Annotated in this window: 20 protein-coding genes and 1 pseudogene; 10 read left to right on the top strand and 11 right to left on the bottom strand. The window is 72.0% G+C overall.

Going from position 1 to position 22,949, the window contains the following annotated elements:
• Positions 1–4 precede the first annotated feature (4 nt).
• Positions 5–1,741 (bottom strand): thiamine pyrophosphate-binding protein, encoded by a 1,737-nt coding sequence (locus AB0M30_RS40755; RefSeq protein WP_364595908.1) that lies wholly within the window; start codon positions 1,739–1,741, stop codon positions 5–7.
• Between the two features lie 262 nt (positions 1,742–2,003).
• Here AB0M30_RS40755 and sucC point away from each other — a divergent pair, with 262 nt between their 5' ends.
• From sucC to AB0M30_RS40770, 3 genes are read left to right on the top strand one after another with little or no spacing between them, the layout of a single operon-like run.
• Entirely contained in the window at positions 2,004–3,149 is a 1,146-nt protein-coding gene (gene sucC, locus AB0M30_RS40760; RefSeq protein ID WP_364595911.1) for an ADP-forming succinate--CoA ligase subunit beta, read from the top strand.
• A 3-nt stretch (positions 3,150–3,152) separates the two neighbouring features.
• A complete protein-coding gene (sucD, locus tag AB0M30_RS40765; protein ID WP_364595914.1) occupies positions 3,153–4,037 on the top strand; it encodes a succinate--CoA ligase subunit alpha in 885 nt (294 codons plus the stop codon).
• The gene (locus AB0M30_RS40770; protein ID WP_364595964.1) at positions 4,037–5,098 is read left to right on the top strand and encodes a LysR family transcriptional regulator; all 1,062 of its coding nucleotides are present in this window, start codon (positions 4,037–4,039) and stop codon (positions 5,096–5,098) included. The genes sucD and AB0M30_RS40770 overlap by 1 nt, the downstream gene beginning before the upstream one ends.
• Here the strand turns inward: AB0M30_RS40770 and fdhD are convergent.
• From fdhD to AB0M30_RS40785, 3 genes are all read right to left on the bottom strand, one after another.
• Positions 5,086–5,919, bottom strand: coding sequence for a formate dehydrogenase accessory sulfurtransferase FdhD (gene fdhD, locus AB0M30_RS40775; protein WP_364595917.1), 834 nt, complete (start codon positions 5,917–5,919; stop codon positions 5,086–5,088). The two genes, AB0M30_RS40770 and fdhD, sit on opposite strands and share 13 nt — an antisense overlap.
• 1 nt (position 5,920) lies before the next feature.
• Positions 5,921–7,231, bottom strand: a complete 1,311-nt coding sequence (locus AB0M30_RS40780) for an OFA family MFS transporter (RefSeq protein WP_364595920.1) — start codon at positions 7,229–7,231, stop codon at positions 5,921–5,923.
• A gap of 489 nt (positions 7,232–7,720) precedes the next feature.
• A complete protein-coding gene (locus AB0M30_RS40785) occupies positions 7,721–8,131 on the bottom strand; it encodes an Lsr2 family protein (RefSeq protein WP_364595922.1) in 411 nt (136 codons plus the stop codon).
• Between the two features lie 471 nt (positions 8,132–8,602).
• Here AB0M30_RS40785 and AB0M30_RS40790 point away from each other — a divergent pair.
• A pseudogene (locus AB0M30_RS40790) lies at positions 8,603–8,752 on the top strand (class I SAM-dependent methyltransferase); the annotation flags it as partial.
• 739 nt (positions 8,753–9,491) lie between these two features.
• On the opposite strand, the gene dinB reads toward AB0M30_RS40790, so the two are convergent.
• On the bottom strand, positions 9,492–10,682 hold the full coding sequence (gene dinB / locus AB0M30_RS40795) for a DNA polymerase IV (protein WP_364595926.1): 1,191 nt from the start codon (positions 10,680–10,682) through the stop codon (positions 9,492–9,494).
• 155 nt (positions 10,683–10,837) lie between these two features.
• Here dinB and AB0M30_RS40800 point away from each other — a divergent pair, with 155 nt between their 5' ends.
• Together AB0M30_RS40800 and AB0M30_RS40805 are read left to right on the top strand one after the other, a co-directional pair.
• Complete coding sequence (locus AB0M30_RS40800; protein ID WP_364595929.1) at positions 10,838–11,257, top strand: hypothetical protein; 420 nt, start codon at positions 10,838–10,840, stop codon at positions 11,255–11,257.
• 16 nt (positions 11,258–11,273) lie between these two features.
• Complete coding sequence (locus AB0M30_RS40805) at positions 11,274–11,786, top strand: 2'-5' RNA ligase family protein (protein WP_364595932.1); 513 nt, start codon at positions 11,274–11,276, stop codon at positions 11,784–11,786.
• Positions 11,787–11,798: 12 nt separating this feature from the next.
• Here the strand turns inward: AB0M30_RS40805 and AB0M30_RS40810 are convergent, their stop codons facing one another.
• From AB0M30_RS40810 to AB0M30_RS40825, 4 genes are all read right to left on the bottom strand, one after another.
• Positions 11,799–12,878, bottom strand: coding sequence for a hypothetical protein (locus AB0M30_RS40810; protein ID WP_364595935.1), 1,080 nt, complete (start codon positions 12,876–12,878; stop codon positions 11,799–11,801).
• Between the two features lie 9 nt (positions 12,879–12,887).
• A complete protein-coding gene (locus AB0M30_RS40815) occupies positions 12,888–13,478 on the bottom strand; it encodes a hypothetical protein (protein WP_364595938.1) in 591 nt (196 codons plus the stop codon).
• A 20-nt stretch (positions 13,479–13,498) separates the two neighbouring features.
• A complete protein-coding gene (locus tag AB0M30_RS40820) occupies positions 13,499–13,933 on the bottom strand; it encodes an XRE family transcriptional regulator (RefSeq protein ID WP_364595941.1) in 435 nt (144 codons plus the stop codon).
• Positions 13,934–14,304: 371 nt separating this feature from the next.
• Positions 14,305–15,099 carry a helix-turn-helix transcriptional regulator gene (locus AB0M30_RS40825; RefSeq protein ID WP_364595944.1) on the bottom strand — a complete coding sequence of 265 codons (795 nt, stop codon included), beginning with the start codon at positions 15,097–15,099 and terminating at the stop codon, positions 14,305–14,307.
• Positions 15,100–15,229: 130 nt separating this feature from the next.
• On the opposite strand from AB0M30_RS40825, the gene AB0M30_RS40830 reads away from it, so the two are divergent.
• A complete protein-coding gene (locus AB0M30_RS40830; RefSeq protein ID WP_364595947.1) occupies positions 15,230–15,580 on the top strand; it encodes a VOC family protein in 351 nt (116 codons plus the stop codon).
• Positions 15,581–15,653: 73 nt separating this feature from the next.
• On the opposite strand, the gene AB0M30_RS40835 is transcribed toward AB0M30_RS40830, so the two are convergent.
• The gene (locus tag AB0M30_RS40835) at positions 15,654–17,378 is read right to left on the bottom strand and encodes a discoidin domain-containing protein (RefSeq protein WP_364595950.1); all 1,725 of its coding nucleotides are present in this window, start codon (positions 17,376–17,378) and stop codon (positions 15,654–15,656) included.
• Between the two features lie 215 nt (positions 17,379–17,593).
• Here AB0M30_RS40835 and AB0M30_RS40840 point away from each other — a divergent pair, with 215 nt between their 5' ends.
• Both AB0M30_RS40840 and AB0M30_RS40845 read left to right on the top strand, forming a co-directional pair.
• On the top strand, positions 17,594–18,526 hold the full coding sequence (locus AB0M30_RS40840; RefSeq protein ID WP_364595953.1) for a DUF1996 domain-containing protein: 933 nt from the start codon (positions 17,594–17,596) through the stop codon (positions 18,524–18,526).
• Positions 18,523–19,068, top strand: coding sequence for a DUF305 domain-containing protein (locus AB0M30_RS40845; RefSeq protein WP_364595956.1), 546 nt, complete (start codon positions 18,523–18,525; stop codon positions 19,066–19,068). The genes AB0M30_RS40840 and AB0M30_RS40845 overlap by 4 nt, the downstream gene beginning before the upstream one ends.
• A gap of 58 nt (positions 19,069–19,126) precedes the next feature.
• Here the strand turns inward: AB0M30_RS40845 and AB0M30_RS40850 are convergent, their stop codons facing one another.
• Positions 19,127–22,345: a TIM-barrel domain-containing protein gene (locus AB0M30_RS40850; RefSeq protein ID WP_364595959.1), complete on the bottom strand. Its 3,219-nt coding sequence runs from the start codon at positions 22,343–22,345 to the stop codon at positions 19,127–19,129.
• A 232-nt stretch (positions 22,346–22,577) separates the two neighbouring features.
• On the opposite strand from AB0M30_RS40850, the gene AB0M30_RS40855 reads away from it, so the two are divergent.
• Positions 22,578–22,835, top strand: coding sequence for a hypothetical protein (locus AB0M30_RS40855; protein WP_364595961.1), 258 nt, complete (start codon positions 22,578–22,580; stop codon positions 22,833–22,835).
• Positions 22,836–22,949 lie beyond the last annotated feature (114 nt).

The raw sequence follows: 22,949 nt of genomic DNA on the forward strand, positions 1-22,949 counted from the left end.
CCGCTCACTTGTACATGGTCTGGTTCATGGTTCCGGGGGCGTACACGTCGGGATCGACCCAGACGTTGATCAGCGACGGCTTGCCGGACTCCCGCGCCCGCAGCAGCGCCGGCCCGATATCGGCCGGGTCGCGGACCTCCTCGCCGTGGCCGCCGAGCATCCGCGCGAACTCGTCGTAGCGGACGTCGCCCAGGGTGTTGCCGACGCGCTCGCGCGGCAGGCCGTACTTCGCGGCCTGGCCGTAGCGGATCTGGTTCATCGACGAGTTGTTGCCGACGATCCCGACGAACGGCAGGTCGAACCGCACGAGCGTCTCGAAGTCCCAGCCGGTGAGGCTGAAGGCGCCGTCGCCGAAGAGGGCGACGACTTCCTTGTCCGGGCGCGCGTGTTTCGCGGCCAGGACGAACGGGATGCCGACGCCGAGTGTCCCGAGTGGACCGGGGTCCATCCAGTGGCCGGGCGACTTGGGCTGCACGACCTGGCCGGAGAAGGTGACGATGTCGCCGCCGTCGCCGATGTAGATCGAGTCCTCGGTGAGGAACTCGTTGATCTCGTGGACCAGCCGGTACGGGTGGATCGGGCGCGCGTCGGAGAGCTGCAGCGGCAGCCGCTTCCGCTTCGCCTTTTCCTCCACGGCCTGGAGTTCTTCGAGCCACGCCTTGCGGCCGACGGCGCCGTTGTCGGTGCGGCCGGACGCGGCCTCGGCGACGGCGGCGAGGACCTGGCCCGCGTCGCCGACGATGCCGAGATCGATGTCGCGGTTCTTGCCGACCGTGCGGTAGTCGAGGTCGATCTGGACGACGGCGGCGTCCTTCGACAGCCGCTTGCCGTAGCCCATCCGGAAGTCGAACGGGGTGCCGACGATGACGATGACGTCGGCGTTGTCGAACGCGTACCGGCGGGAGAGCTGGAAGTGGTGCGGGTCGCCCGGCGGCAGCGTGCCGCGGCCGGCGCCGTTCATGTACGCCGGGATGTTCAGCGTCCGGACGAGCTCGGTCGCCGGCCCGGTCGCCCGGGTGGTCCAGACCTGGCTGCCGAGCAGGATGGCCGGCTTCTTGGCGTGCACCAGCAGGTCGGCGAGCTTCTCGACGTCGGCGGGGTCGCCCGCGTTCTTCGTCGACGCCCGGTAGCGGCCGGCTTCGGGAATGCGGGCCTGGTCCAGCGGCACGCGCGCGTCCAGGACGTCACGCGGGATCTCCAGGAAGGACGGTCCGGGTGCGCCGGCGTAGGCCTCGCGGAAGGCCATGCTCACGAGGTCGGCCACGCGGGCGGTGTGCGGGACGGTGGCGGCGAACTTGGTGATCGGCGTCATCATGTCCACGTGCGGGAGGTCCTGCAGGGACCCCATCTTGTGCTGGGTCAGCGCGCCCTGGCCGCCGATCAGCAGCATCGGGCTCTCGGCGCGCAGCGCGTTGGCGACCCCGGTGACGGCGTCGGTGGTGCCCGGCCCGGCGGTGACCACCGCGCAGCCGGGCTTGCCGGTGATCCGCGCGTAACCGTCGGCCGCGTGCGCCGCGACCTGTTCGTGCCGGACGTCGATGACCTCGATGCCTTCGTCGACGCAACCGTCGTAGATGTCGATGATGTGGCCGCCGCACAGGGTGAAGATCGTGTCGACCCCTTCGGCCTTCAGCGCCTTGGCCACCAGGTGGCCGCCGGAAATTTCCGCAGGCGCGGGCTCGGCGCCGTTCGTCGCTGCGGCACTCTCCCCCGTGGTGGTGCCGGTCGTGGTCAGCGCCATGGCTCAACTCCTCTGGTCCGCCACCGGATTTCTCTTGTCCGGCGGTGCGTGTCGCCTCTTCTTCCATCGGCTGAGTTCCGAGGTCAGCGGCCCCTTCGCGGCAGACTGTAGATTGCATACCGTATGGGGTAGGCATATAGTCACTCTTCAAGCAGCCCGTGTCCAGGGCCATCCGCAGGGTTTTTCCGGACTCGAAACCGGCCCCCGCGGACCACCACTCCACGCCCTTCGCCCGGCCCCGTCGCGGAAAGGACGCTCCCCCATGGACCTGTTCGAACACGAAGCCCGCGAGCTCTTCGAAAAGCACGGCGTACCGGTCCCCCGCGGCCGGGTCGCCGCCGATCCGGCCGCGGCCCGGTCCGCCGCGGCCGCCCTCGACGGGCCGGTGGTGGTCAAGGCCCAGGTGAAGACGGGCGGGCGCGGCAAAGCGGGCGGCGTCCGCGTGGTGAGCACGGCCGACGACGCCGAGCAGGCCGCCGACGACATCCTCGGCATGGACATCAAGGGCCACACCGTGCACCGCGTCCTGGTGACCGAAGCGAGCGAGATCGCGGACGAGTACTACCTCTCGTTCCTGCTCGACCGCGCCGGGCGGACGTTCCTCGCCATGGCGTCGGCCGAAGGCGGCATGGACATCGAAGAAGTCGCGGCGACCCGGCCGGACGCCCTGGTCCGGGTGCCGGTGGATCCGCTGGCCGGGGTCGACGCGACGGCCGTCGCGGCCGCGTTCCCCGCCGACGTCTGTGCCGAAGTCGCCGGGGTCGTCGAGAAGCTGTGGGAGGTGTTCGCCGCCGAGGACTGCACGCTCGTCGAGGTCAATCCGCTGGCGCTCACCGCGACCGGAATCGTCGCGCTGGACGGCAAGATCACCTTGGACGACAACGCGTCATTCCGCCGTTCCTCGTCGTTCGACGACACTTCGGACGGTGATCCGCTCGAGCGCGAGGCCCGTGCGAATGGCCTCAACTACGTCAAGCTCGACGGCGACATCGGCGTGATCGGCAACGGCGCCGGGCTGGTGATGTCCACTTTGGACGTGGTGGCGGCGGCCGCGGCAGAGGCGGGCGCGCGGGGGCCGGCGAACTTCCTCGACATCGGCGGCGGGGCGTCGGCGCAGGTGATGGTCGACGGGCTGACCGTGATCCTCGGCGACCCGCAGGTGCGCAGCGTGTTCGTCAACGTCTTCGGCGGCATCACCGCGTGCGACGCCGTGGCGACCGGGATCGTGCGGTCGCTCGAGATCCTCGGAGCACGCGCTACGAAGCCGCTGGTGGTCCGGCTCGACGGGAACAACGTCGCCGAAGGCAGGCGGATCCTCGCCGAAGCCGCCCTTCCCCTGGTCACCGTGGTGGCCACCATGGACGACGCCGCCCGCGAGGCGGCGAAGCTCGCGATCGCGGAGGTCTGAGCCGTGGCCATCTTCCTGGACGAGAACAGCCGGATCGTCGTTTCGGGCATCACCGGCTCCGAAGGCGCGAAGCACACGCGCCGGATGCTGGCCGCCGGGACGAACGTCGTCGGCGGCGTCAACCCCCGCAAGGCCGGGCAGCAGGTGGAGCTTTCCGGTCGTTCGCTGCCGGTGTTCGGCAGTGTCGCGGACTCGATGGCGGCGACCGGCGCGGACGTCTGCGTGCTGTTCGTGCCGCCGCCGTTCGTCGCCGGCGCCGTGGTCGAAGCGGTGGACGCCGGGATCGGGCTCGCGGTGGTGATCACCGAAGGCGTCCCGGTGCACGACAGCGCGCGGCTGTGGGCGCACGCCGTCGCGGCCGGCGGGCGGACCCGGATCATCGGCCCGAACTGCCCGGGCCTCATCTCCCCCGGCCGGGCGAACGCCGGGATCATCCCGGCCGACATCACCGGGCCGGGGCGGATCGGCCTGGTGTCGAAGTCCGGCACGCTGACCTACCAGCTCATGCACGAGCTGCGCGACATCGGGTTTTCGACCTGCGTGGGCATCGGCGGCGACCCGATCATCGGGACCACGCACATCGACGCGGTCGAGGCGTTCGAAAAGGACCCGGAGACCGACCTGATCGTGCTGATCGGCGAAATCGGCGGCGACGCCGAGGAACGGGCCGCGGAGTTCGTGCGCGCCAACGTGTCGAAGCCGGTCGTCGGGTACGTGGCCGGCTTCACGGCCCCGGAAGGCAAGACGATGGGCCACGCGGGCGCGATCGTGTCGGGCTCGGCGGGAACGGCCGCGGCGAAGAAGGCGGCCCTGGAAGGCGCGGGAATCCGGGTCGGGCGCACGCCGAGCGAGACGGCGGCGCTGGCCCGCGAGGTCCTCGCCCGGTGATGGAGCTGCGCCAGCTGGCGGTGGTGGTGGCGGTCGCCGAGGAAGGTGGCTTCACGGCGGCCGCGCAGCGCCTGCGGACGGTCCAGTCGACGGTGTCCACGGTGGTCCGGGCGCTGGAGCGGGACCTGGGCACACCGCTGTTCCACCGCACGACGCACCGGGTGGTCCTGACCCCGGCGGGCGAGGCGTTCGTCCCGGCGGCACGGGCGGCCCTCGAGGCGGCCGAGCGAGCCCGGGCGGCGGTGTCCCCGGTGACCGGCCGGGTCCGGCTCGGGGTGTGCCCGGGTTTGCTGACGGACCTGCACCGGACGCTGGCCCGGCTGCGCCACACGCACCCGGGACTGACGTTGGAAGTCCGCCAGCTGCGGCCGGAGCGGATGCGGTGCGAGGTGACGGAGTCCACTGTGGATGTGGCGCTGACGCTGCTCCCCGGCGGCGGCGCGGCAGGCCCGGCGCCCGGAGGTGAACACCCCGGGTCTGTAGCTGAACCGGCGACGACCGCTCGCGCGGAAAGCTGCCCCACAGCCACGCATCTCCCCGCACCCCGCACCCCCACCCCCGCCGACGAACCGGTCCCGATCACCACACCCGGCGACTCACGCTCTGCCTCCGCCGAACCGGTCGCCACGCCCCTCGGCGCCGACCAGCTGGTCCCGATCGCCGTACCCAGCGGCTCGCGCCCCACCCGCGCCGAACCGATCGCCACCCCGCTCGCCGCCGACGAACTGGTCCTCGTCACCGCACCCGGCGGCTCGTGCTCCGCCCCCGCCGATCTCTCCGAACTGTCCCTCGTGGACTTCCCAGTGGGCTGGGCGATCCGCGAGGCCGTCGACCGCGCCTTTCCGCGGCGGCGAGTCTCCCTGGAAGTCGATGATCTCGCCGTGGCCGCCGGGCTCGTGCGGGCCGGGCTCGCCGCCTGCGTTCTGCCCTCCTCCGCCGCCGCGCGGTTTCCGGACCTCACCGTGCGGCGGTTCGAGCAGCCCGCACCCTGGCGGCTCGCCGCCGTGCACCGGGCCGACTCCGGCCCCGCCGTCGCCGCCGTGCTCGCTCAGCTCGGCTGAAGGCCCAGGCGGTCTGGTCGCGTGTAGACGTTCATCGACGTCCCGCGCAGGAACCCGACCAGCGTCAGCCCCAGCTCGGCGGCCAGGTCCACCGCCAGCGACGACGGTGCCGACACCGCGGCCAGCAACGGGATCCCGGCCATCGCCGCCTTCTGCACCAGCTCGAACGACGCCCGGCCGCTCACCATCAGCGCCGTCCCGGACAGCGGGAGCTCGCCGTCTCGGGTCGCCGAGCCGACGACCTTGTCCACCGCGTTGTGCCGGCCGACGTCCTCGCGCAGGCACCGCAGCTTCCCGTCGGCGTCGAACAGCCCCGCCGCGTGGAGGCCGCCGGTGCGGTCGAAGACCCGTTGCGCCGCACGGAGTTCGTCCGGCAGCCCGGCCAGGGTCGCCGGGTCGGTCGCGAACGGGTCGCCGGCCACCGGCCAGGTGACCGACGTGCGCACGGCGTCCAGGCTCGCCTTGCCGCACAGGCCGCACGAGGACGTCGTGTAGAAGTTGCGTTCCAGCGAGGCGTCTGGCGGAGCGACGCCCTCGGCGAGCACGACGTCGAGGACGTTGTAGGTGTTGCCGCCGTCGGCCGTGGCGCCCGCGCAGTAACGGATCGACCGGATGTCGGCCGCCGCGCGGACCACGCCTTCGCCGACGAGGAACCCGGCGGCGAGGTCGAAGTCGTCGCCGGGCGTCCGCATCGTGATGGTCAGCGGCTTCCCGGCGACCCGGATCTCCAGGGGCTCCTCGACGGTCAGCGTGTCCGGCCGCGCGGTGTGCTCGCCGTCGTGGACGCGCAGCACCCGCCGCCTGCTGGTCATCCGCCCCACGTCAGGCCACCGGCAGCAGCGACTTGGGCCGGCCCGGCTGGGTCAGCCGCCCGGACAGCACCGCCGCGGCCAGGCTCAGCACGCCGGCCGCGGTGAAGGCGCCGACGAACCCGTGCGCCGTCACGACGAGCGTGGCCGGGGCGATCCCCACCACGGCACCGACGGCCTTGGCGCTGTAGAGGATCCCGAAGTTCTGCGCCGCCGACTCCTCGCCGAAGTACTCGCGCACCAGGCCGACGAGCAGCGTGTAGCAGCAGCCGTTGCCGAGGCCGGCCAGCGCGACACCGAGCAGCAGGCCGGCGGCGTGCCGGTGGGCCCCGGAGTAGAACAGCACGAACTGGGCGACACCGCCCGCGAGCAGGGCGAACCGCAGGATCCGGTGCCGGCCGAGCCGGTCGGCGAGCCGTCCGATGAGGACACGGCCGCTGCCGGTCGCCGCGGCGAGCAGCGCCAGCGCGGCCGCGGCGAGCCCGGGCCCGCTGCGCGCGGCGGTGAACGTCGCCAGGTAGGCCAGGTCGAACAGCAGGACGGCGGCCGCGAGCACGACGACGAGGTACAGCGAGAGCGTCGTCCGGCACCGGAACAGTTCCGCCGGCCGGTAGTGCCGGACCGCGGGACGCCGGTTGTGCGCCCGGTCGAGCGCCCAGGCCCGGGGTTCGGGCGTGGCGGGCCACCAATGCCGCGGTGGGTACCGCAGCAGCGCGGCGCACCCGGCGATGACGACGAGCACGACGGCGGCGGTGACGTCCAAGAGCGCCGGACGCGCGGCCGGCAGGGCGGCGGCGAGCACGACGAAGGGAACGCTGCCGTAGGCGAACGCCCCGCTCACGATGCCGGCGCGGGGCCCGGTGCCGTCCGGGAACCAGGCGAGCACCGCGCCGACGCACGTGGCGTACACCAGCCCGGTGCCGAGCCCGCCGAGCACGGAGTAGCCGAGGAACACGGCGGACAGGCTGGTCGCGTGGCCGAGCGTCACGAGCCCGGCGGCGCACAGGACGGCGCCCGCCGCCATCGCCACGGGGGCGGGAAGCAGGCCGCGGTCGCGGAGCCACGCCACCGGGAACGCGGCCCCGGCCTGGCAGACCGCCCACACCGCGAGGGTGAGGGCGATTCCGCCGGACGTCCAGCCGGGTAGCCGGCTCAGCGACGGCACGATCGCGCCGAAGCCGTATTGCTGCACCCCGGCGGCGAGCATGGCCGCGGCGGCAAGCGCGGTGATCCACGCTCGCGGGCGGCCGAGCAGGTCCCGGTCGGACTCCCCGACGCGGTACCGCCGTCCGTAGACGTCCCGCAGCTCGCGCACCTCGGTCATGCCGACCGCCTCCCACCAAACTGAAGATTGTATGCAGTATGGAGTAGGCCGAGTGTGCGCTCATGGGCGATGGATGTCTACCGGAAGAGAGTGTCGGCGCCCGGATGGCGGAGTGAAGAGCCGCGAACCGAGGCAGGGCGGCGGTTACGCCGCGGCGTCGTCGACGGCAGTCACGCCGCAAAAGGGAGGCGGCCCGGTGGCCATCGAGGGAGGAGGCGGCCACCGGACCGGTGCTCCGCCGCGGTACCGGCCGCGCGGAGCACTGACAGTCTGGCCATCGAAACCGCTTTCCGACAAGCTTTCGCCGCCACCGGATAGCGCGATGCCCGGTTTGCGGCGCCGAGAACCGGCACAGCCGGTCCACATCGAACCCCTTGCGTGACAGCGAGACACGAGGGGAACACCGAACGCCACCTGAGCGCGGTCAAGCGGCGACCGGCCGGCGAAGCCGCGCCTACCGGCACCGCTTCGCCGGCACGGGCACGGCTTTCAAGACTTCTTGCGGGTCGCTCGCTTGCGCGCCGGCTTGGCTTCGGCCGGTTCGGCCGCCGCGGCCTGGTCGGCCTCGAAGCCGGCGATGATCTCGCTGGACAGGCGGCCGCGCTCGGCGACCTCGTAGCCGTTCGCCTGCGCCCACTCGCGGATCTGCCGGTTGCGCTCGCGGTCGGTGCCCGAGCCGGACGGGCCGGACAGCGACTGGCCGGTCGCGAGGCGGACCTTGCGGCCGCCGATGCGCCGCGCGGCGGTGACGTAGCGACCCAGCTCGTCCCGCAGCGCGGAGGCGTTCTCCTCGGACAGGTCGATCTCGTACGTCACCCCGTCGAGGCTGAAGGGGACGGTCTGCGAAGCCTCGCTGCCGTCGAGGTCGTCCACCATCTGGACCTGCACCCGTTGCGCCATGATTCGTCGTTCCTCATCTTCTCCAGAACACGGTCGGACTGACCCTAACCTGTCGAATCAGGCCCGGCACGCGCGACACCCTGAAGCGTCCACAATGGCCGCCCGGGCGAGCGGCTCGCCCGCGTCCAGAGTGACCGCAACGGCGGCGAAATGCTCGTCGTTTCGGCGGGGATTCAATTTTGTGATATGCTCGAAATCGAATCGGTACCACGACGGAACGAACCTCGCCGGTTTTCCCGCTAATGCTCCTCGCCCCGGCCACACCGCCTTCACGGCCGCCACCGCGCGACCGGGACATTTGTGCCCCGGCACCGAGCCGCTCATCTTCTCCGATACCCTCGCGACACGCCCGCTCGGCGACCACGCCGAGGAACTCCTGACCTGCCACCGGCTCCACGGTACCCACCGTCCGATCCTGCCCGTGCCCGCGCCGAAGCGGTGCACCGGAGCCGGTTCGCCGAAGCGCGCCTGATGCGCGGCAATTCCGGTATAGACCAGTATGCGATTTTCGGCACCGGGCTCGAATCGTTCGCGTCCCGGACCCCGGCGCGACGATTCCGGGGGTTCGAGGTCGACCATCCGCCGACTCAGGTCGCCAAACAGGAACTGCCGCCCGGCGCCGGCCGCGCCGAACCGGCTTCGGCGACCTTCGTCCCGGCCGACTTCGAAGCCGGCCCGCCGCGGCAACGGCCCGTCCAGAGTGGACTGGACCGTTTCTCCCCGTGTTCGCCGGCTGGCTCGGTGTCACGAGCTCCCCGGCACGGACGGCGATTGCCGTGCGTTTGCCGGAGCTCGGCGGATTCGCGCCGGATCGCAAATCGTGGCCGGTCACCCACTGCGGGCAGAACTGCGCGAGGCGGTACCGCATCGGCCGGGCGGCCTTCGTCCGTACCCGCCGCGAACTCCGCGGACGCTGCCGGGAAACCTCAGTCGGGCAACATCGGCACCTCGAGATCATCCGCCCGGCCGAGCAGCACCGCACGGGTCGCCGCGGCCTTCCCGAACCGGTCCCGCACCGCGTCAGCGCGGTATCCCGCTCGGTCGCCAGTCACCCACCGCCGACGGAACCGCGCCACGCAGTACCGCATCGACCGAACAGCCCTCGTCACCACCCGCCACGAACTCCGCGGACACTGCCCGGGGAAACCTCAGTCCGGCAACATCGGCACCTCGAGATCATCCGCCCGGCCAAGCAGCACCGCACGGGTCACCGCCGCCTTCCCGAACCGATCCCGCACCGCGTCAAGCGCGGTGTCCAGCTCGCTCGCCAGTCACCCACCGCCCACGGAACCGCGCCACTCAGTACCGCATCGGCCGGGCGGCCTTCGTCACCACCCGCCGTGGACACTGCCGGGAAACCTCAGTCGGGCAACATCGGCACTTCGAGATCATCCGCCCGGCCAAGCAGCACCGCACGGGTCACCGCCGCCTTCCCGAACCGATCCCGCACCGCGTCCAGCGCGGTATCCAGTTCGGTCGCCCGCTGCCGTTCGAACGGCAGGGCCGGCTGGAACGGGTTGTCGTCCGCCAAGTTGGACAGCGACGCGCCCAGCAGGGTGATCCCGCGGTCGGCGATCAGCGGCAGCGCGGCGACGAGCAGCTCCCGCGCCGCGGCGAGCAGCACGCCGGTGCCGGCGGTCGGGTCGGTCAGCGTGTGCGAGCGGGTGGCGCGGGAGAAGTCGGCGAAGCGCAGGCGGATCGTCACCGTCCGGCAGACGCGGCGGGCCGCGCGCAACCGACGGGCGATCCGGTCGATCAGCGCGACCAGGACGACGTCGAGCTCGGCCGGGGTCCGCCTGCCGCGCCCGAGGGCCCGCTGGGCGCCGATCGAGCGCCGCCGCGTGCCGATCTCGACGCGGCGCGGGTCGTCGTTGAGCGCCAGGTGATGCAGGTGCGACCCGGCGGCGCGGCCGAGCAGGCCGACGAGGTCCACGTGTTCGGACGCGGCCAGCTGGCCGACGGTCGTGATGCCGCGCGCCCGCAGCTTCTCGGCGGTGACCTTGCCGACGCCCCAGAGCGCCGAAACCGGCAGCGGGTGCAGGAAGGCCAGCTCGCCGTCGTGCGGGACGACGAGCAGGCCGTCGGGCTTGGCGACGCGGCTGGCCACCTTGGCGAGGAACTTCGTCCGCGCCACCCCGACGGTGATCGGCAGCCCCGCACGCTCGGCGACGGCGGTGCGCAGCCGTTCGGCGACGTGGCTCGGCCGCCCGCCGATCCTGGCCAGCCCTCCGACGTCCAGGAACGCTTCGTCGATCGAGATGCCTTCCACCCACGGCGTGGTGTCGTGGAAGACCTCGAAGACCGCCCGGCTGGCCGCGAGGTACGCCGACATCCGGGGCCGCACGACGACCGCGTGCGGGCACAGCCGGCGGGCCTGCGCGCCCCCCATCGCGGTGCGCACGCCGTAGGCCTTGGCCTCGTAACTCGCGGCGAGCACCACCCCGCCGCCGACGATCACCGGCCGGCCCTTCAGCGCGGGGTCGTCGCGCTGTTCGACCGACGCGTAGAACGAGTCGAGGTCGGCGTGCAGGATGGGCCCCTCGTCGGTCATAGAACATATGTTCGCATACCCGCGCGCCGAAGTCCGCTCATCCGCCTACCGCGGGTGACGTGCCGCCGGTCGAAACTGCGCTTTTTTCCGGTTGTCGGCGCTCTGTTGCCCAGCTCACACTCGAGGCAACGCACAACCCGACCACTGGGGGCGACATGACCGAAAAGTGCCGATGCGGCGACCACCACGCGGAAGCCGGGCCGGACCCGGAAGACCGGCCGTCAGCACCGCGGCACCCACTGCTGGCGGCGACCCTGGCGCACGAAGACCACGTGGAGGACGCCGGCGGCTTGGATCCGACCGACCGCGTGACGTGCCGGACGCACCACCGCTGGCTGCACGACTGCGTGGCGTCACCGGTGCACACGAACCCGGCTATCGGGTACCGCTGGTGCCGTCGCTGCGACCACCAGGCGCTGGTCGCGGTGGACGAGCTGGCGGGCGAGGTCACCATCCGGTGCGGGCTGTGCGGGGCGATGCCGCACAGCCGGGCCAACCAGGAGCTGGTGGAGCTGTGCCGGCGGAGCCTGGCGCTGGCCCGGTCCGCACGGTTCCCGGCGATCGCCGCCGCCTGACTGCCATGATGCGGAGGTGCCCGCACCCGGAACCACCGCGTTGCTCATCCTGCTGCCCGCCGCCGAGCCGGCGCTGGCCGCAGCCCGGCGGGTCGATCCCGCCTTGGTCCGTCCGGGCGTGCCCGCCCACGTGACGGCCCTGTACCCCTTCTTGCCGGATGCTTCGCTGACCGACGAGGTCTTCGCGGACGTCCGCGCCGTGGCGGCCACCGTGCCCCCTCCGGAAGTCCGGTTGGCGGAGCTGGTGGTGACGCCGGGGTTCGTCGCTCTCGCCGCCCCTGCCCTGCAGGCGATCACCGACGCGGTTTGTGCCCGGTGGCCGGAGGTCCGGCCGTACGGCGGACGGTTCGGTCCGCGCCCGGCCCCGCACCTGACGGTCGCGATGGGCGGTTCCGAGGACGCTCTCGAACGAGTGGCCGGCGAAGTGCGGCCGCTGCTGCCGCTGACCGACCGCGCGGAGGCGCTGCAGCTGGTGGCGCTCACGGACCGCGGCTGGGAGCCGCGGCTGGAGACACCCTTCGCCGGGTGAACGGCGCCACCGTCACGGACGGGTGGTCTCAGCCGCCGTCGCTCCCCCGAGCTTCCGATACGCGCGGGCGATCGCGCGCAGGCGGGCGACGTCCGCGGCGAACGGTTCGGCTGCCGCGGTGGGCGGCTCCGTCTCGGACGGCTCGTCCGGGAGGTCCCGCACCAGCCTCGCCGCCGTCGCCGGGGCCAGGTCCGGGGTCGCGCCGGCCAGGATCAAGCCGTCGTTGGTCTCGCTCATCGCCGTCAGCAGCCGCTCCCGGCGGGACGACCCCGCCGGATCGATGCGCGCGATCTCCGGGAACCGCCGCGTCAGGTGGGCGCGCAGCGGCCGGAGCAGACGGAGCGTCCGCGCGTCGCGGCGTGATGCCGCCAAGCCCGGGACCGCCGGGATGGTCAAGCCCACGACGATCAGCAGCACCGACACCGCCGGGAAGCCGACGTCCAGCGCGCACGGCAACGTCGAGAACGGTCCGCGGCACAACGCCTTCACCGGGCGCTCGGCCTGCAGCGCGCGGATCGTCCCGGCCACCTTGCCGCCCAGGTACGCCACCGCGAACGCCGACGCCAGCAGCAACAGCGCGAGGCCTACACGCAGCGCTCCCCCGCTCGCCCGGATCGTCACCGCCGCCACGAAACCGATGTCGAGCACCGCGAAGCCCAGGTACACGGTGTAGGTGAAGACGTAGACGACGAGCGTCGGGTGCGTGCGGTACAGCTCGTCGAACAGGCCGACGCCGCGCGGCAGGCCCGGGGTGCTGAAGAAGGTCACCACCAGCACCGTCAACGCCACGCCGAGCGCGACCAGCCGGGTGCGGCGCCCGCGGTCGCGGGTGCCGCTGATCTCCGCCACCGTCAGGCCGATGCCGTAGGCCGCGACCATCGTCGCCAGGTTCGACAGCAGCCGGCCGAGGCTCGGGTAGAGCTCGCTTTCGAACTGCTGCGCCCGGTTCGACAGGAAGCAGAACGCCGCGCCGAGCGCGATGAGCGAGACGGCCAGGCCCGCGCCCGCGCCGGTGCGTCGCGCGCGGGCCGCTCGCCAGATTCCGGCGAACAGGGCGAAGAGCCCCACTCCGACGAAAAGTATGTCGATCACGGGACGCGACTATCCCAGGAGTGCGGCCAGCCGCCTAGCCTGGTCCGCCGCTCGGCCGGACGCGCCCGGCTGAACGGCGGGTGGCTCGCTCGTCGCCGCGCTCATCAGCAGGACGGCGATCAGTTCGGCCTCGTACTCGTCGGTCCCGGTCGTGACGCGGGTGAGCAGGTGCGACAACGCCCGCGGCGCCAGGTCCGGGGCGAGCTCGGCGGCCTCGGCCTCCGACATCAGGCAGGTCCCGGTGTGCGCGCACAGCATGTGGGCCAGCTCGTGGGCGATGATGTGGTCCTGGTGCAGCGCCGACGTCCGCTCGGTGTAGGCGATCAGGTCGTAGCCGGGGCGGGCCTGCCACGCACCGGACGGCTGACCGGGCCGGTACGCGATCGGGACGAGGTCGATCTCGCGACCTCGCCACGCTTCGAGGCCGTCGACCCAGGCGTTCATCGACCACGGCCGCGGGAGCGGGACGGCGGCGAGCACCGTCCGCACGCGCTCGCGTGCCCGATCGCTGAGGGCCGGCAGGCCGCGCTCGTCGATGGGTCCTCCCCGGTCACCGGGCGCCAGCCGGGTGCACCGGGGCGCGAACACGGACGAGGTCATCGTAGCCGAGCCGACCGGAGTCACTCCGGCTTCCGCCGCCGGCCGGTGCGACGCCGGGTCTCGTCGTAACTGCCGAGCTGATCCAGCAGCGCGGTGACGGTTTCGCGATCGCGCGGCGAGAGCCGCATGGCTCGCTGCGCCAGGTTCCGCGCTTCGCTGTCCCGCCACGCCACGACGTCCTCGACCTGCCGGTCGACCTGCCCGGCGACCTCGTCGTCGAAGAAGTACGTCACCGGGACACCGAAGAACTGGGCGAGCGCCTGGATGTGCGAGCGTTTCGGATCCTTGCGCGCGCCGACGGCCAGCTGCTGGACGTGGGTCGCGGACATCGTGACACCGGTCTGCTCGGCGACCCCGTGCGCGATCTCCCGGTAGGAGTACGGCTTGCGGTCCGGCGGGTGCACGGTCGCGATCAGGTGCGCCAGCCGTTCGGCGAAACTGCGCTCTTCGCTCACCACACACCACCTGCAGCCATGAAACGTGACACCGGACAGGATAGCTGTTCCGAAAACTTGACACAGCCTGTGCCGGAAAGACTACGATACTCCGGTCCGGTGTTTCGCAAACGTGACACCGGCCCGGGGTGGCGCAGCGGCCCGCGGGTGACTCACGTGGCCGCTGGGGGTGACCACGCGCCTAGCCCCACCGCCTGCGCCGCCCCTCCTTGCCACCCTGCCTCCTGCGCAGCCTTTCTCGCGACTCCGCCTCGTCCGGTCTCCCCCAATCCCGCTACTCCGCGTGATGTCACGGGTGCCGACACTTGCGGCCCCCTCCGCGCGGACTGTGCCGCCACCGGCGCCCCTGCCCTCACCGCCGGCCGCACACCTCAGCGCGCCAGCAGCCGCCGGATCGCTCCCGGTGGGGCGCCGGCGTGTTCGCGGACCGTGCGGGTCAAATGGGCCTGGTCGGCGAAGCCGAGGTCCGCCGCCAGCACCCCCAGCTCCCGCTCCCCCGCCTCCAGCCGCTCGAGGGCTCGACCCACCCGGACCCGGTTGCGGTAGCGCGTCAGCGAAACACCCAGCTCACGCGGGAACGCACGGCTCAACCGGTACGGCGACACCCCCAGCGACTCCGCCAGCGGGAACAGCCCGGCCGCCGCCGAGTCGTCCTCCAAGATCGCTTCCCGTGCCCGTGACACCAGCGCGCGGCCGTCGCCAGGATCCGGCGATGCCGGTGTCGGGACCTGCGCCGCCTGGGTGATCGCGCCACGCACCAGTGCCAGCAACTGTTCCGCCAGCGCGTAGTCCGGGTCGGCCGCCGAGGCGACCACGCGGCGGTGGGCGAGTTCGAGCGCGCCGTCGACGTACACCATCGACGGGCCCGGCCGGTCGCCCGCGAGACGGCGCCACAACCGCGCGCCGAACTCCACCGACGTGCAGACGTCTCCGCCCGCCGGGTGCGCGAAGCGCTCTTCGTCGCCCGGTCCGGCCAGGTACGCCGACGTCGGGTCGGCGTCCGCGATCACGCCGCGGACCTTCCTGCGGAACCGGCCCCGGCGCACGAGCACCATCCGGTGGCCGGCCGACACCTCCGCCGCCGACCAGCCGGTGTGGTCGTCGGCGCACCGGACCACGCTCACCGAGAACCCGGGGCGGGACACCACTTCGACTGCCTCACGCACGACCCGGACGGTACGCCGGGGGTACGACACTTTCCGGCCCGCAAGGATCTTCAAGACCGCGCCCCGGGACCGCGAGCAGGCTGCCACCCGACGAAAAACACGACGCAAAGCCCGACGAAAGGAACCCTCCGTGCCCGCTGAACTCACCACCGTCGTCCTCGACTGCGCCGACCCGGCCGCGCTCGCCGCCTTCTACGCCAAGGCACTCGGCTGGGAAGTCACCTCCAGCGACGATGACACCGTCCAGCTCGGCGGCGGCCCGGTCGGCCTCGGCTTCCAGCGCGTCGCGGGCTACCGCGGCCCCGCCTGGCCGGACGCCGCCAAGCACGCCCACCTCGACCTGCGGGTCGGCGATCTCGCCGGCGCCGTCGAGGAATTCCTGACGCTGGGCGCCACGAAACCGGACTTCCAGCCGGGCGGCGGCGACTGGACCGTCCTGCAGGACCCGGAAGGACACCTCTTCTGCCTCGCCGAGGGCTGACAGCGTGGTGGTCCCCCGGTGCCGGGGGACCACCACGCCCGTCATGAGGAGCCTGGCCGAGGCCCACCGGCAGTCACCGCGAGGCGACCACGCGCAGCGAGCGCGTCTCGATGCCGACGTTGCCGTGGCCGTCCCGGGCGTAGAGGTAGAGCTTCCAGACGCCCGGCTGCTGCGGCGCGGTGACGGTGAACGTCCCGGTCCCGGTGAACGAGGCCGGGATCAGGCCGCCCGCGTTGTTGATGTACTTGCTGTTGTAGCCCATGGTGTAGGTGATCGGATCACCGTCCGGATCGGACACCCCGGCCGTCACCGTGAACGTGCTGCCCGCCGGGACGTCGGTGACGCGGCTGAGGTTCATCGACGCGATCACCGGCGGCGTGTTCCCGCCCGTCTGTCCACTGTAGAGCTTGCGGACCGCGTACCAGGAGAGCCGCTTCTCGTTGCCCGTGGTGATGTTGAACCAGACGCCGCCGAAGTCGCCCTCGGTGCCGTAGTGGAAGAGCGTCGCGCCGAGCGCCACTCCCGGGTGGGCCAGCACGCAGTTCCAGGCGTTGACGTAACCGTCGCGCTTCTGCTGGTCGGCCGGTTCGGCGGGCACGCCGTTGACGTCGTCCGGCACCTCCCACTCGCCGGCCGGGCCGGTTTCGGTGATGACGTACGGCTTCGAGTACCCGCCCGCGAGCCAGTCCTGCTTCACCTGGCAGACGTGGGCGTAGGAGTTGACCGCGTAGAGGTCGAGGTTCGGTGCGTACGCCTTATAGTACGGCCACGCACCGGTCCAGGCGTCGGTCGAGGTGACCGGGTGGTTCGCGTCGATCGCGTGGATCGCCTGCGCGGCCTGGTCGACGAAGCGCGTGTAGGCGATCCGGTTCTGCTCCAGCTGCGTGCCGGAGTAGCAGTTCTGCATGCCGAGGATCGACTCGTTGCCGACGTTCCACAGCAGCACGCCGGGGTGGGTCTTGTAGGCGGTAACCCATTTCTGGATCTCGGCGAGCATCGTGTTCTTGTATGCGGTATCCGTTGTGTAGTCGACGCAGCCGCCACTGCCCGGGCCGCCGCCGGGTTGCAGCCAGAAGCCGCTGATCACCTTGATGCCGTTGGCCGCGGCGGCGTCGAGCAGGGGCTGGGTGGTGCCGTCAGTGCCCCAGGTGCGGACCGTGTTGACGCCGATCGCGTGCAGCTCGGGCATCCGCGCGGCCGCTTCGCCGACCGGCGGACCCCAGGTCAGCCCCTTCACGGTCCACGGTATCCCGTCGACCGTCAGCTGCCAGTTGCCCTGCGTGCCGGTCACCCTGGTGACGCCGGAACCGCCCTGCGTCCCCGGCGTTCCGCTGACCTGGAACTCCCACAGCGAGTAGCCGTAGCCGCCGACGCGGTGGGTGCCGTAGAAGCGCACATAACGACCATGGCCGGTGACGACGAGATTCTGTGTACCGCCGACCGCTGTCGTCGTGCTGTACACAGTCCGCCAAGTACCGGCATCGTCGGAAACCTGGATTTCGTAAGCGGTGGCGTAGGCGGCTTCCCAGTTCAAGGTGACCTGGCTGATGTCGGCGGAAGCGCCCAGGTCGACCTGAAGCCACTGCGGGTCGCTCCAGGCGCTCGACCAGCGCGTGCCGGGGTCGCCGTCGACGGCCGCCGACGCCGGCGTGCCCGCCCCCTCGCTGCTCGACGCGGTCGCGGGTCTGCCCTGGGAAAGCAGCGTGGCGGCGTGCGCCGGGAACGGGGCGGCGAGCAGGCCCAGCACCAGCAGGGCCACCAGCGCCGGGACGGCGCGAAGGAGCGACGGTCGGTCCACGATGACTCCCGTACGACAGGGGGACGGCGCTCGGAGAGCGCTCTCCAGTGCGCTCGATGGTTGGGCACGCGGCCCGGCGCTGTCAAGGATCGCCCGGAAACCCGACAATGACTGTCCGGGCGGCGAATCGGGTGCTCCTTGACAGGTTCGCACCGAGCTGCGCATGCTGTGGGAGAGCGCTCTCCCATCCTTGGCACCCTCACCGTGGAGGACCCTTGGCAACAAAAGCCGCGCTCCTCGCCTGCACCGCCGCCACCGTGCTGGCAGGCGCCTTCCTGACCGCGGCCACCTGGTCGCCCGCCGGGGCCGACGACCTGGTGACCCACCACGAGTTCCAGGTCAACTGCTCCCCCAGTCACCACCAGCCGGACGACCCGATCGTCTTCCCGGGGCTGCCCGGCGCCTCGCACGACCACACGTTCCTCGGCAACAAGACCACCAACGCGGCCACGACCCTGCAGTCGCTGCAGGGCGCGGGCGTCGGCAACACGACCTGCATCGCGCCGGACGACCTGTCGGCGTACTGGTTCCCGACGGTCTACAACGGGAACCAGGTGGTGCTGCCCAACTTCGCGCAGGTCGTCTACTACAAGTCCGGCATCCTCGACTACACCAAGGTGGTGCCGTTCCCGCCCGGCCTGCGGTACGTCGCCGGGAGCGTCACGGCGACGCAGGACGAGTTCCAGCACGCGCCCGGCGCGATCGAGGGCTGGGAGTGCGGAGACAGCTTCCACAATTGGGACGTCCCCGTGCACTGCGTCGAGGGCAGCCAGCTCAACATCCGCTACCAGGCGCCGAGCTGCTGGGACGGCGTCCACCTGGACTCGGCCGACCACAAGAGCCACCTGGCGTACCCGGACCGGGCGACGCTGACGTGCCCGGCCGACCACCCGGTGGCCGTGCCGATGCTGGAGTTCAAGATGGCGTTCCCGGTCAGCGGCGACATGTCCGGCGTGCACCTGGCCAGCGGGCGCGGGTACTCGTGGCACTACGATTTCTTCAACGCGTGGGACCCCGAGACGCTGGCGGCGCTGGTGAAGCACTGCATCAACGGCGGCCTGCAGTGCGACCCGCGCGGGTTCGACCTGTACAAGCCGGATCGCGGCAGCGTGCTCGGGCCGAACTACCGGCTGCCCGGCCGTCCGTGAGACGGCGGGCCCTGGGGGCCGTGGCGGTGGTGGCGCTGACCATGGGCGGATGCGCCACCACCGCCCCGGCCGGTCCCCCGGCGGCCATCGCCCAGGCGGCCTTCAACCCGACGGACGTGGCCTGGCTGCAGCTGGTGGTGCCGATGACGGAGAACGCCGTCACCGCGGCCCGCCTGGCGCCGGACCACACAGCGAGTGCGGCGGTCCGCTCAGCGGCCGACGCCTGCGCGGGATCTCAGGAACGGCTGCTGGCCCGGCTGCGAGCCGTCCGCGACCGGGCGGGGCTGCCGGCGAGCGACGTCCACAGCGGACACCGGATGCCGGGCATGGTCACGGCGGCCGATCTGGTGGCGTTGCGCGGCGATCGGGATGCCGGGTTCGACCGGCGGCTGGTCGCGCTGCTGCGGGCGCACGCGGCGCAGCTCGTCGTGCTGGCCGGGCGTGAACAAGCCTCCGGCGCGGACGCGGAGACCCGGGAGCTGGCCCGGGAGGTCGGCGCCGAGGGCACCCGGGAAAGCGAGCTGCTCTCGAAGACCGCATGAGACGAGCCGTCGAGGCCACGGGATCCGTGGCCTCGACGGCGGTTCCGGCTCGGAAGGCTCAGTACGTGACCGTCACCGGGCCCGGGTGGGCCGGGGCGGTCACGGTCAGCGTCTTCGTCGCCGCGTCCCACTTCCACGCCGTCGACGGCGCCCAGCCGTTCCCGACCTTCACCCGGCTCGGGGCCGACGCCACGCCGAGGAACTTCACCGTCCACTCGCGGGGTGCCGTCCGGAACGAGCCCTGTGTGGGCGAGACCGTCACCGTGTGCGTCCCGTAGCACTCGCTGTAGGCGATCTTCGTCGACGACGAACGCGCCGACGACACGCCGTTGTCTTCATACAGCGAGAACTTCCCGGAGCCACCCGGCGCCACCGTCACCGTCACCCGGTCCAGCGGGTTCCGGACGTCGTTGGCGACGTCGGCCGTCCGCGTGGCCGTGATGCCGCCGGCGCGGAGGAACACCGGCATCGTCCCCAGGTCGGACGTCACCTGCTGGGTCGTCCCACCCGCGTAGGTCTTGCCGGTGAAGTAGTCCGTCCACTGCCCCGGCGGGAACCACACCGACGTCGTCGCCGACGTGCCCGGCGAGGTCACCGGGGCGACCAGCATGTCGGGCCCGTAGAAGTACTCGCTCTGGGCCGCCGCGTACGCGGCCGGCTCGTCCGGGTACTCCAGGTACGTCGGGCGCACCACGGGGACGCCCGTCGTCGCTGCTTCCTGCGCCAGCGTGTAGGTGGTGGGCACCAGGTTTTCCCGCAGGTTCAGGAACTTCGTCGCCGACGCCTTGGCCGCGTCGCCGTACTGCCAGGGCAGGCGGTCGCTGTGGTTGCTGTGCAGGCGGTCGATCGGCTGGAACGTGCCGAGCTGCACCCACCGCGCGTACATGTCGTCCGGCAGCTTGGCCGTCTGGTGCTGCTGGCCGCCGGAGGTGTAGGTCTCGCTGCCGCGCAGGCCCGTCGTGTCATTGTGGCCGCCGATGTCGTGGCTGATCGCCGACATGCCGGTCGCCGCCGACTCCGCCGGCGTGATGCCGACCTCCATCCGCAGCGTTCCCCACGTCGACGACGTGTCGCCGGTGAAGTGCAGCGTGCTGCGCTTGTCCGCCCACGGTCCCGTCGCCAGCCCCGTCGGGCCGCCGTAGCCACCCGCCTGCAGCGAGCCGTACGCCCGCGAGATGACGAACCCGCGGCCGGTCGCGGGCGCGGCGAGGTCGGCGTACTGCTGGTTGATCCACGCGTCCGGGGTCACGCCGGGCAGGCTCGAGCGCGAGGCGTCACAGCACCAGTCGAGCCACCAGAAGTCGTTGCCCTGCTTCATCATCCCGGCGTGCAGGTCGAGGTAGGCCTTGAGCTGGTCCGGGTCGCCCCAGTCGAAGACGTAGCAGTCGGTGCCGCAGCCCGACTTGACCAGCTTGCCCTTCGCCGTCGCCTGGGCGCGGGCGAACTGCGGGTCCGAGCCCATGATGCTGGGGTGGATGTTGAGGTTGTTGTGCAGGCCCTGGGCCTTCGACCAGGCGAAGAAGCCGGCCGGGTCGGGGAACTTCGCGGTGTCGAACTGCCAGCCGTTCCACGTGTCCGGCGCCTTGAAGTCGGTGTCGGTCACCAGCACGTCCAGCGGGACGCCTTCGCTGCGGAACCGGGGCAGGATCGTGTCGCGGTAGTCGGCCGCGGTGCGGTCGATGTACTCGGAGTACCAGACGCCGTAGGCCCAGCGCGGCAGCAGCTGCGGCGGCCCGGTCAGGGTCGCGAGGTCACGCAGACCGGCCTTGTAGTCGTGGCCGAACGCGAAGAGGTACCCGTCCTGGTAGGGGTTTCCGCCGTGGGACGGCCGCTGCGTCACCGCGCGGGTCCGCGTGTCGTACAGCGCTGAGACGGTGTCGTCGAGCAGGTACCAGCCGTCCTGGTGCAGGAGGCCTTCGGTGGTCGACGGCGCGCCGTCGTCGCCGTTGACGCCGTCGAGACCACGCCGGTAGCCACCGAGCGCGAAGTGCGGCGGCGGCGCCGTGCCCCCGGCCGGGGTGACGGCGACGGTGTCGACGTTGACGTGGCAGCTGGTGTCCTCGGGACAGCCGAGGACGACGTCGTTCGTGCCCGCCTTCAGGTCCACCGGCACGGACGCGCTCTTCCAGGCGTCCCAGTTGTCGGTGATCGGCAGGCTCAAGGTGCGGGTGACGCCGTTCGCGGTGACCGGCGCGGTTCTCGTCTCGTGCCGGCCGTCGCCGCCGGTGCCGTTGGCGTAGCGGACGTGCAGCAGGTACGTGCCGTCGGCCGGGACGTCGGAGACGCGGTGCGTCAGCGCCGAGCCGCGGTTCAGCTCGGCGACGAACCCGCGCCCGGCGTAGCCGGTGTGGTCGGTCGCCACGACGGCGGACCCCGCGCGCAGGCCGGCTTCGGCCTCGCAGCTCGTCCCGGCCGGGCAGCCGGTGAACGCGCGCGCCGAGGCCGGCGGGAAGGACGCACCCGCGGTCAGCACGGCCAGGCCGTCGAGGTTGACGTTGCCGGAGTCGGCCGCGGTCCGCTCGAGGCGGACGCTGTGGTGCCCGGCGGCGAGGGTGACCGGAACCGAGGCCAGGGCCCAGGCGTTCCAGTCGGCCGTCACGGGCAGGGTGAGCTTCTGCGCCGCGCCGCCATCGACCGAGACGGTCAGGGTGCGCGTGACGTGCTGGCCGTCGCCGCCCTGGCCGTTGGCGTAGCGGGCGGTCACCGAGTACGTCCCCGCGGTGGGCGCGAGGACGTCCGCCGTCACCGAGTTCCCGGTGCTTTCGAAGCCGGCGAGGAAGCCTTCGCCGGTGTAGCCGGTGTGGTCGGCCGCGACGCCGAGCCCGTCGGTGGTGAGGTCTTCGGCCTCGCACCGGGCACCGGCCGCGCAGGTCAGGTGGTGCCAGGGGGCCGCCAGCACCGGGGTCGCGCCGGCGGTCGTGCGGAGCTCGAGGTTGCCGCCGTCGAACGGCCCGGAGTTCAGCCGGTAGGTCAGCGTCGTCGCGCTCGTCTTGATCGTGAGGACGCCGCCCGAAACCGTGCTGGTGTACGGCGTGGCCGGGAAGGCGCCGCGGCCGACGGCGTTGAAGGTGGCGGCGTCGGTGAAGCGGCCGTCGCCCGCGTACTCGGTGCGGATCAGGGTCGGCGACAGCACCTGGAAGCGGGCGTTCCCGGCGGTGACGGTCTGGCTCGCGGGCCCGGCCACGGCGGGCGTCGCGACGGCCACCGCCGCGACGGCGCTCCCGGCGACGGCGAGCGCGCAGGCCCGCCGGATGGTTCTCGCTGTTCTGCTCCGCACGGCGGAACTCCGTTCCGGTGAAGGGGACTCGGCGGCGTTACAACGTTGGAAATCTGAGCACAGCAAATCGCCCGATGTCCAGACCATTGAGCGGAACCTGTCCCGGACAGATCAGCGGCCGGTCACGCCGTCGAGCTGCTCCCGCAGGATGTCGGCGTGGCCCGCGTGGCGATCCTGGACCACGACCCGGCTACGTCTCCCGCGACCTGGCACCTACCTGGCCGAACGCGGAGTGCGACTGCTGCGCCCGTCCTACCGCAACCGCGCCCCACACCCGGCCCGGCACCTGCTCAAACCGGTCCGCCAGCTCATCGAATGGGTCAACGACACCCTCAACGGCCAACTCGACCTCGAACTGCACGGCGGCCGCACCATCGACGGCGTCACCGCCCGCATCGCCCAACGCATCCTCGTGATGACCGCAGCCATCTGGCACGACCGAGCCACCGGCCAGCCCATCACACGATCACTGATCGCCTACTACCACTGAACTGTCAGGACTTACTCATCTAGAGCCTGTTTCAATGTCGTAGCCACTCGTTGATCGCCGCGATGTGCACGGTTGCCTCGTAACGAACCGCGAGTTTGTCGAACCGTGTGGCGA

Source organism: Amycolatopsis sp. NPDC051716 (assembly GCF_040681595.1).
In the GTDB taxonomy this organism is placed as follows: domain Bacteria; phylum Actinomycetota; class Actinomycetes; order Mycobacteriales; family Pseudonocardiaceae; genus Amycolatopsis.

Bases quoted from the DNA above. Each gene is read 5' to 3' on its own strand.
- AB0M30_RS40780 (WP_364595920.1), bottom strand. From the start codon at position 7,231: ATGACCGAGGTGCGCGAGCTGCGGGACGTCTACGGACGGCGGTACCGC.
- AB0M30_RS40755 (WP_364595908.1), bottom strand. From the start codon at position 1,741: ATGGCGCTGACCACGACCGGCACCACCACGGGGGAGAGTGCCGCAGCG.
- AB0M30_RS40770 (WP_364595964.1), top strand. From the start codon at position 4,037: ATGGAGCTGCGCCAGCTGGCGGTGGTGGTGGCGGTCGCCGAGGAAGGT.
- AB0M30_RS40785 (WP_364595922.1), bottom strand. From the start codon at position 8,131: ATGGCGCAACGGGTGCAGGTCCAGATGGTGGACGACCTCGACGGCAGC.
- AB0M30_RS40815 (WP_364595938.1), bottom strand. From the start codon at position 13,478: ATGACCTCGTCCGTGTTCGCGCCCCGGTGCACCCGGCTGGCGCCCGGT.
- AB0M30_RS40800 (WP_364595929.1), top strand. From the start codon at position 10,838: ATGACCGAAAAGTGCCGATGCGGCGACCACCACGCGGAAGCCGGGCCG.
- dinB (WP_364595926.1), bottom strand. From the start codon at position 10,682: ATGACCGACGAGGGGCCCATCCTGCACGCCGACCTCGACTCGTTCTAC.
- sucC (WP_364595911.1), top strand. From the start codon at position 2,004: ATGGACCTGTTCGAACACGAAGCCCGCGAGCTCTTCGAAAAGCACGGC.